Genomic DNA, 8,537 nt, shown 5'->3' with positions numbered 1-8,537 from the left:
CTTGTCCGCCGCCCAAAACGCTACCAAGCACGTCGGCAAGACCGCCGCTCTGTCCAGCCGAGCCACCGCTCTGACCGCCGAGCAAACTGCCTAAAACATCGGCGAGACCGCCTGCGGAGCCACCGCCTGAGGAGGACCCACCAAGCACGCTCCCGAGAATTGCTCCTAGGTCAGCCGAACCCGATGTGTTCCCTAGACCGGACGGACCCGTCGCATGTTCAACTCGGCTCTGCGTTTGGGGCGACATGCCCTGCCGCATCAGTTCACCGACTATATCTCCGAAATTCATGACAGCCTCCGCTCGCAAACATGCTTGACCCAAGACGCACTTATTGTGGTGGCAGATGACAAACCGGCGACAATTTGGTCGCCTTAGCCTCCCTCAAACCCGCGGGCGCGGGCCCCTCACCAAGAAGGTGACCGATGGCATGTAGGGACCCGGTCCAAACATTACCAGAGCGTAGGAAGGACCTTTGGAGCAATTGGACAGCGGAGGCCCAGACATGACGACAGAGAACGGCCTTGTGGTTTGCGCCAGGCGCGTTGAAGAAGAATAATCGTCGAAAATCGTCGATTGTGAGGAGATGAAACTCTTTCCGCCTGCTACTTGGGCGGAAACCGCCAGCTTGGAGCATGGTTTCCGATCATCGGCGGAAATGGTAGAATTGGTTTAAGTTTGAGGGCATCGGGTCAGGATGCGCTGTTGCGCCGCGCCCTCAGAACAGCAGCTTTTCTTGAATTTTGCGTCCCGTCCGAGAAAGCGCACTTGCGCTGGAAGGGGCGTTTGGTAGGTTGCGCTGCCGGGAACAAAGGGACTTTGAAATATGAAGACTGTTTTTGTGGGATTACTGGTTGCGGGCTTTACGGCTGTCTCTTTCGCCAGTGTAGTCCATGCGAACGCCTACACGAAGGCAATTCGCACGAGCTGCAAGGCGGATTACAAGCGGCACTGCAGCGATAAGAAGGTCGGCTCCAAGCAGCTCGAGGTCTGCATGCGGCAGAAAAAAGCCAGCCTTACTAAGACATGTAAGTCGGCTCTTAAGGCCGCTGGCTATCGTTAGTCAGCGATCTTTCAGCCGCGTCCAATTGCAGAAGGTTGCTGCAACGCCGTGGAGCGTGTCGTCGGCGTCGCGCAACTGCCATAAGACTCCATCTTTGAGGCGGAAGCGGCGACCGGATTTTGAGATTCGGACGCCGCTGTAACCCGTGGCAAAGCCATCGCGGGCAACGGCATCCAAGAGCCGCTGGCGGTCAGCACGGTTAGGCGCCTCGGCCGAAAGCCGTGAGGGCATGCCCACCAGTTCATCCCAATCGTACTCGAAGAGGTTTTGTGCGGCCTTGTTGGCATAAATGAATAAAGGATCCGAATCGGTGTTGTGCGCGAGGACACAAGCGTCGCAAATGCGGTAAAGCCAGTGTGGGCCGTCGCCGTCGCAGCCCGTCATGAAGGGTGGCGTGCGCGAAAGCAACCGCTTGTAACTATCGACAAGAAGTCGGAAAAACACCCGGTCCGTGGCATTCGCCACGGGATTTTGTTCTTTAGCGGGCGCGAGGGGCATGAGCCTTAGTCGATCTTTCGTGGGTTGCCAGCGATGCTTACCATTGCCTTCGTTATGATGTTCGCCACGTTGCTGGTTTTCCTGCTCTGGAACATCTTCATAAGATGCCGCTATCTCTGGCGGACGCGCAAGTTGCGTCGCCGGCGTCGTGGAGGAGCGGGTGCAGGGCCCGGGAAATCCCGACCATAGGCCGGCACGGCTTGTTTACCCCTGGCAAGCAACGTTGCTCAAGAAAGGGAAGCATGTGTGAGGCGCTAAAACCTTGCGCTTGCGGCGAATTACTCTTAGCTCTCACCAGGTCGGACACACCAAGTCATTTGGCTTGTAGCGGCCCTGCCGCGAATTTGGCGTCGCGTTCCATTGTAATTGCAACCACCGCTGCGCCACGAGCGTTTCTATGCGGTGATCGAGTGGGTTCCATGCTTGATGCGGAGATTGATGGATGCCTAAGGATACGACGATGACTGAACGTGATCGTAAGTCACGGACAAAGCTGAGCTCTTCGAAAGCCAGTGATGCTAGCGCTGCTGTGCCGAAGGCCGAAGACCCAAGCGAGGGCACTCCAACGGCCTCGAAGCCTAGAAGCGCCAAAACGGGAACTGCGACGTTAAAGGCCCAACAGCCAAAGACGCCGAAGCCAGCCGCTCAAAAGCCGCGGTCGTCAAAGCCAAAGAGCAAGCCGGCCGGAGTAGCGGCCAAGAAAGACCCCAAGACCACGTTGGCAAAAAGCGCAACGTCGCCAACAAGGATGGCGGTCAAGAAAGCGGCAAAGGCCGTCGCAAAGACGACAACAAAGGCGAAAGCGCCTGCGAGGCCGCCGAGGAAAGGTGTTGCCACCACGCCGGTCGCAGCCAAGCCCAGTGCTCGGACCAAGTCTGTGAAACTAAAGGCTAAGCCGACTGTGGTCGCACCTGCAGCGCCGAGGCTGGGTCAGGCTCTTAACGCGACAGTTCCGGCCGCGGTTGCAGTGAACACGAAGCTCGTGGACATCGCCCATGCGAATGTCAGTGCTGGCTTAGAACTCGCGCGCGATCTGGTGCACGCTAAGACGCCGATGGAAGCGATGCGTGTTGGGGTTGCCTATTGGTTTGGCCACTTGGGCGCCGTACAGGCGCAAGCTCGCGAGCTGCAGAGTCTCTCGGCTGCCTGGGTAAAGTCGGCCAGCGAGCACAGTCACTCGGAATAGCGCACGGCGTTGGCGGAACTTGCGACTCGAATTCGCTACCCATTGACATAGACTGACGGTCGCTACCGTTGGCTTTTGGAGATGTCATGCTGCGCGAGGATTTGACGTTCGTTGGGACGTGCGACATCGCCGGACTCGTCCGCGGCAAGGGATTTCCGTCCACCGAGCTACCCACTCGACGTAAGGTCGGCATTGGATGGACGCACTCCAATCTGATGCAGACTTGCTTCGGACCCATCCTCGACACGCCATTTGGGACGTCGGGCGACCTTATGATCGTTCCTGACCCGTCCGCTGAGGTCCATGTGGATTTCCGCGATGGGTCCGCGCCCGAGCACTTCTTCCTGGGGGACATCTGCAACACGGACGGTACCTCATGGGAATGCTGTGTACGCGCATTTCTGCGGCGTGCGATCGACGCACTGAATGAGGCGTGCGGGCTCGAGCTCCTGGCAGCTTTCGAGCAAGAGTTTGTTTACACAGGTGTAGAAGATGTGCCTGGGCATGCTTACAGCCTCAACGCCTTTCGGCGTCAGGGAATTTTTGGTGAAATGCTGATAGCGGCTATTCGCGCCGCGAGCATCCATCCCGATTCCTTTTTGGCTGAATACGGTCCACGGCAATATGAGATGACGGTGGGCCCCGACTCGGCGCTTGCGGCGGCGGATGCGGCCGTCATATCGCGAGAAATGGCCCGCGGTGCAGCCTTTCGCTTGGAGAACCGTGTCATCTTTTCACCGATGCCGGTCGCGGACGGCGCCGGAAACGGTGTTCATATTCATTTCAGCCTGCACAACGCATCGGGGAAACCAGAGACGAGCGATCCAGCGGCCCCACTTGGCCTGAGCACTGTTGCTGCTCGGTTTGCCGCCGGCGTGTTACATCACCTTCCTGCTCTTTGCGCGGTAACCGCGCCATCGCCGGTGTCCTATCTAAGACTGACCCCCAATCGCTGGGCGCCAACCGTGGCTGACCTTAAGCTCCAAGATCGCGGCGCCGCGCTTCGAGTTTGTCCCGTCTTCGAAGCCGGGGGAGAGGAGAGCCGCCAAGCGCAGTTCAATCTTGAATTCCGAGTCTGCGACGCCGCCGCGAGTCCCTACCTGGCGCTCGGAGCATTGGTTTTCGCCGGTGCCGATGGCGTCGCTCGACAGATGGAGATTCCTGAGACGGAGACGGCTCTTCCGACTTCCCTAAACGCCGCACTCGACCTCATGGACGCGAGTACTGCGATGAAGACCTGGTTTGGGCCGGTCTTCTTCGAAGCCTATATGCGCCACAAGCGATCGGAGGTCGTCTATGTAGCGGAGCTCTCGGAAACCGAGCTGTGCGCGCGGTACGCACAGATTTACTGACGACATCATTCGCTAGACATGTGCGCGCGGAGCCTCTTGCCTAGGACGCGCGGGAACCAGGGACGAGACGAAGGACTTCCTCGGTGTTGAGCATACGGCAATAGCCTTGGAAGCACGCAAGGGCCGCTTCGTGGCGCGCCTCGGTCTCGGCCGCGCACGCGTCGTGGACGCATGTCATATAGAACCCCCGATCTGCGCCGTCCCTGACAGCGTGATCGATGCATTGGTCGGTCAGGCAGCCGACCACAAACACATCTTCGATGCCCATATTGCGCAAGAGATAGTCCAGCGTCGTCGAATTGAAGACGGACGAGGAGGATTTGGGCAGGATGAGTTCGTCGTCTTGAGGCGAGAGCGCCGAGATCACCTGCGCTTCGCACGAGCCTCGGGGAAAACCCATGTTGGATAGCTTGTAGTCGAGGCTTCTGTCGCGGCCGTCGGCGGTAAGGTTCTCAATCACTGTGAAAATCACCTCAAGTCGCGCCATTCGGAAAGCGCGAAGCAGGCGACTGACGTTTGGTAATAGCCGCTTCGTCAGTGCTTCACGAAACTCGGGCCGGCTCGCAGACTCTTCAGGCCCACAGGTTCCGTTCTGGACGTCAATCACGAGCAGCGCCGCTTTGCCTTTCTGGATTGGCCGATCGCGGTTGACGGAGGCAAAAGACGTCATGGCATCGAAGCTCTGTTGTGCTAGCACATTCGACAGGATGAAATAGCCGCCCCAAATCGTCGACGACCTTCATAGGAGCCTAGCATGTTCAGATGTTTCGTCGCTGCGTTGACCTTCGTGTTTCTCTTGGTGCCCGCTGTCGCCGACGACCGTCTCGCCGATATTGAGGCGATTGACGACGCCGTTGCTCGGCTGGACGAAGCTTTTGCACAGAAGGATGCCGAGGCGATCCGGTCACTCATGACGAAGGACCACATTGCCGTCGTGCCTTACAGTTCGGCGCCGGAAACTGTCGAACAGGCTATTGCTTCGCTCCCCCAACTCGAATTTAAGCAGACCGATATATCCGAGCCCACCGTAACAATGCTCGGACCAGACAGCGCCATGCGGACACTGACGGCCAGGTTCGAAGGCTCATTCGGCGGCGAGGCCTTCGACAACAAGGTGTTCATTACCTCGATAATGAAGCGAATAGACGGCAAGTGGCTTGAGAGCTTCTATCAGGTGACGAACCTTGCGCCCTAAGCGGCCAAGTCAACTTCAGTCCGGCGCTTTGACTGCAGGGCTTCCATCAGGTCCGCAAGCAGCAGAACTTTTCGATGAGATCGTCGGCGGATCCGGCCTGCGCATCGAGCGGATTGTCTCCGCGGGCCAAGAAACGCCGAGGGGCGAATGGTACGATCAGGAAAGCGATGAGTTTGTGCTGCTGGTCTCGGGTGCTGCTGGTTTGCGGATAGATGGCGAAACCGAAGATCGCGTACTTAGGCCTGGAGACTGGTTGATACTACCCGCCCACTGCCGCCACCGAGTGACTTGGACACAAGCTGCGCCGCCCACCATATGGTTGGCAGTCCATTATTGTGCGTCGCCGACCAATAGCGACGGTAAGGAGTGACTCCGATGGAAACGACTTGGATGCCCCACGACGAGCACGGCAAGATTCACGACCGCGCTGAGCTTCCTGAAAGCGTGTACGCTTTTCCGCGGCAGCGGAATCAGCCGCGTACCAATGCGGCCCATGTAAAGAACGCGCTGGCCCGCTTCGATCAGGTAGAAGGCGTAAGCTATTCCGATCAACACGTTGCTTTCGCGAATATCAAAGAAAGCTGCTGCACACTTCGGGGTCGCGCTGCATGAGAACGATTGGCGGGAGCTCGGGCGTTAGCCACTCGATCGTAAGTCAATGACATCAGTCATAGCGTCCGGTCGCGCCGCCGCGTCCGACGGCGGTGGCGTCAGCGCGTATTCCCTCGCTAACCCTTTGAGGGTCGACCTCCAGAGCCTGGAGAGTAAACAAGATCCCTTCGCCTTCTTTGCCGGGCTGCGCGATGCAGGACCGGTTATACCCTTGAAGATGCCCTTTGTCGGCCGTGTCTGGGCGACGACGACGTACGATGCGACGTCAGCCATGTTGAAGGATAATCGGCTCTTCGTGCAGGAAGGCCGACATGCGGGGAAGTCGGGTGTCGCGGGTTTGTCCTGGTGGATGCCCCACGCCATCAAAGTTCTCAGCAACAACATGCTGCTCAAGGATGAGCCAGACCACCGGCGCTTGCGCCGGCTTGTCGACCAGGCGTTTCAGCGCCGACTCGTCCGGGGTATGCGCGGCGAGATCGAGGCCCTAGCGGATCAGATTCTCGATGAGACGGAAGGGCGTCATGAGATCGACCTTGTCTCCGCTTATGCGCGCCGGTTTCCGTTGGAGGTCATCTGCTGGCTCTTAGGGCTACCCGAAGAGAATCGTGGAAAGTTTGCAGAATGGGCGAACCACATGACTTCGGCTTTGCGAGGCTTCGCCGCGTTGCGGATCGTGTTTACGATGCCGGGCGTGGTCAGGTATGTCCGTGAGCAGATCGAAAAGTTCCGCAAGAATCCGCGCGAAGGGCTCATAAGCGAGTTGGTTCAAGCGGAGGAGGATGGTGATAAGCTGAGCGAGGATGAGCTGTTGTCCATGGTGTTCCTGCTACTCTTCGCAGGTTTCGAGACCACGACGCATTTCATCACCGACAGCGTGATGGCGCTTGAACAGAACCCCGAGCAAAAAGCTTTTTTGTTCGACAATTTTCACGCGCGAATGGAACGGGCGACGGAGGAACTCGGTCGCTATACGACACCGGTGCAAAGTACGAAGCCCCGTTACGTTGCCGAAAATTGCGAGTTCTTTGGCCAGAAGCTTCAGCGCGGGGAGAATATTGTCGGCTTCTTGGCGGCCGCGAACTACGACCCAGCTGCGTTCGATGAACCGGGCAAGCTAAAGCTCGATCGACTGCCCAATCCGCATCTTGTATTCGGTACGGGCATTCATTTTTGTCTTGGCATGCAGCTCGCACGGGTTGAGGTGCAATCGGCACTGTCTCGCCTCTATGCGCGCTATCCCAACTTAGAAATACCGGCTCCCGACGAGCTTCAATGGATCAAGCGCTTTGGACTTCGCGGCGTGTCCGCGCTTGCAGTCCGACCCCATGGCGGCGAGATGTGCCGCGCGGCTTGACGCACGCCGACCCATGCGACGATCGCCACCACGACTGTGGCCAACGCGCGTAAGCCCGAAGGCTTAAGCACGCGGCGCATCGAGCTGCTCCTTTAGCCAGGTTCCCATACGCTCACGCATTGTCTTGTAGGCAACGCGCAACATGCGTCCCATGTTCATGAAACCGTGCACCGTGCCTTCATAGCACTCATACTCGACCGGGACACCGGCGGCGGCAAGGCGTTCGGCATACTCGGCGCCTTCGTCGCGAAACGGATCGAAACCCGCCGTGGTGATAAGCGTTGGCGGCAGACCTGAATCGTCCTCGTACAGTGCCGGAATCGCGCGCGGGTCCGCAATCGGCCAGGCATGCCCAAAGTAGTGGTTGAAGAACCAATAGAGCATGTCCTCGGGGATCGGGAACTGATCGACAAGCTCTTTGCGCGACGGCTGTTTCGCGCGCAGGTCAAGCGCTGGATAGATCAAGAGCTGCGCAGCCGCAGGTGCAACGAGCCGGCCCTTGGTCTCATGCAGCGCGACGGCGGCGAGGGATCCACCGGCGCTATCGCCCGCAACGGCAATTCGTGCCGGGTCGATAGACAAGTCTAGCGCGGCGACCGTTAGCCATTCGAGCGCGGCCACCCCATCGTAGACGGCGGCCGGGAAGGGATGCTCGGGGGCGAGGCGGTAGTCCACTGAGTAGACAGCGGCGCCCGTGTCGACACATAAGGCGCGGCAGAGATTGTCGTGGGTGTCGATGTTTCCGAGAACACCGCCGCCACCATGGAAGAACAAGATCCCGGCGCCGCTCGGTTTTGGCGCCACGTATTCGCGGATGGGAATCGGGCTCGCGGGGCCGGCAACTTCGAAGTCGCGCGTCGATCCGACCTCGATGAGGGGGACTTCGGTTTTCGAGATGGAGCGGCGATACTCCGCTCGCGCCTTTTCATGGCTCATCCGCCACAAAGGATTCGTCGTTGACGACGAAACCCAAAAGAGCAGCGCCTCGGTCTCGCGGTCCAATTTCACCGGTGCCCGTCCTGATTGTCCAATGCGAAGATGAGTGCCGTGCGCAGCAACGAAAAGAAGCGACACCGTACCTAGCGGAATTGTCCCTCCGGGGTAAAGCTTCTCGGCCCGCCGATCCCAGATCTTACCGTACTTCGACACGTCTCTACCCAAGCGCTTCTGTCGAAGATTGAAGAGCTTGAGGGGGCGTGTCTATCCACGCCTTGTCCGCCTGGGCTGAAAGCGCCCTCATCATCGACGCCATCACGGTTTCAGTTTTCGAACGAGGACG

At 58.8% G+C, this 8,537-nt stretch carries 12 protein-coding genes; 7 read left to right on the top strand and 5 right to left on the bottom strand.

Annotated elements, in window-relative coordinates:
- Positions 1-289: hypothetical protein (locus tag AC33YF_RS11770; RefSeq protein ID WP_491777398.1), on the bottom strand; the 289-nt coding region annotated here is incomplete at its 3' end.
- Between the two features lie 535 nt (positions 290-824).
- On the opposite strand from AC33YF_RS11770, the gene AC33YF_RS11765 reads away from it, so the two are divergent.
- Entirely contained in the window at positions 825-1,061 is a 237-nt protein-coding gene (locus tag AC33YF_RS11765) for a hypothetical protein (protein ID WP_491777397.1), read from the top strand.
- Here AC33YF_RS11765 and AC33YF_RS11760 read toward each other — a convergent pair whose 3' ends face one another.
- Both AC33YF_RS11760 and AC33YF_RS11755 read right to left on the bottom strand, forming a co-directional pair.
- Positions 1,062-1,526, bottom strand: a complete 465-nt coding sequence (locus tag AC33YF_RS11760) for an MEKHLA domain-containing protein (protein WP_491777396.1) — start codon at positions 1,524-1,526, stop codon at positions 1,062-1,064.
- Positions 1,527-2,204: 678 nt separating this feature from the next.
- A complete protein-coding gene (locus AC33YF_RS11755) occupies positions 2,205-2,432 on the bottom strand; it encodes a hypothetical protein (protein WP_491777395.1) in 228 nt (75 codons plus the stop codon).
- A gap of 4 nt (positions 2,433-2,436) precedes the next feature.
- Between AC33YF_RS11755 and AC33YF_RS11750 the strand changes: the two genes are divergently transcribed.
- Positions 2,437-2,745, top strand: a complete 309-nt coding sequence (locus AC33YF_RS11750) for a phasin family protein (RefSeq protein WP_491777394.1) — start codon at positions 2,437-2,439, stop codon at positions 2,743-2,745.
- 86 nt (positions 2,746-2,831) lie between these two features.
- The gene (locus AC33YF_RS11745; RefSeq protein ID WP_491777393.1) at positions 2,832-4,097 is read left to right on the top strand and encodes a type I glutamate--ammonia ligase; all 1,266 of its coding nucleotides are present in this window, start codon (positions 2,832-2,834) and stop codon (positions 4,095-4,097) included.
- A 40-nt stretch (positions 4,098-4,137) separates the two neighbouring features.
- Here AC33YF_RS11745 and AC33YF_RS11740 read toward each other — a convergent pair whose 3' ends face one another.
- The gene (locus tag AC33YF_RS11740) at positions 4,138-4,767 is read right to left on the bottom strand and encodes a cysteine hydrolase family protein (RefSeq protein WP_491777392.1); all 630 of its coding nucleotides are present in this window, start codon (positions 4,765-4,767) and stop codon (positions 4,138-4,140) included.
- Between the two features lie 84 nt (positions 4,768-4,851).
- Here AC33YF_RS11740 and AC33YF_RS11735 point away from each other — a divergent pair, with 84 nt between their 5' ends.
- Genes AC33YF_RS11735 through AC33YF_RS11720 form a run of 4 tightly spaced genes read left to right on the top strand, consistent with a single transcriptional unit; the run spans position 4,852 to position 7,258 of the window.
- Entirely contained in the window at positions 4,852-5,292 is a 441-nt protein-coding gene (locus tag AC33YF_RS11735; RefSeq protein ID WP_491777391.1) for a nuclear transport factor 2 family protein, read from the top strand.
- Positions 5,282-5,662, top strand: a complete 381-nt coding sequence (locus AC33YF_RS11730) for a cupin domain-containing protein (RefSeq protein WP_491777390.1) — start codon at positions 5,282-5,284, stop codon at positions 5,660-5,662. Before AC33YF_RS11735 ends, AC33YF_RS11730 begins: the two co-directional genes overlap by 11 nt.
- 5 nt (positions 5,663-5,667) lie before the next feature.
- A complete protein-coding gene (locus AC33YF_RS11725) occupies positions 5,668-5,904 on the top strand; it encodes a DUF6582 domain-containing protein (RefSeq protein ID WP_491777389.1) in 237 nt (78 codons plus the stop codon).
- Between the two features lie 46 nt (positions 5,905-5,950).
- Entirely contained in the window at positions 5,951-7,258 is a 1,308-nt protein-coding gene (locus AC33YF_RS11720) for a cytochrome P450 family protein (RefSeq protein ID WP_491777388.1), read from the top strand.
- Positions 7,259-7,321: 63 nt separating this feature from the next.
- On the opposite strand, the gene AC33YF_RS11715 is transcribed toward AC33YF_RS11720, so the two are convergent.
- Positions 7,322-8,407 (bottom strand): alpha/beta hydrolase, encoded by a 1,086-nt coding sequence (locus tag AC33YF_RS11715; protein WP_491777387.1) that lies wholly within the window; start codon positions 8,405-8,407, stop codon positions 7,322-7,324.
- Positions 8,408-8,537 lie beyond the last annotated feature (130 nt).

This window comes from Methyloceanibacter sp., from assembly GCF_058506495.1.
Note: the sequence above shows the minus strand (reverse complement) of the source record. Positions and strands in the feature narration are given on the sequence as shown.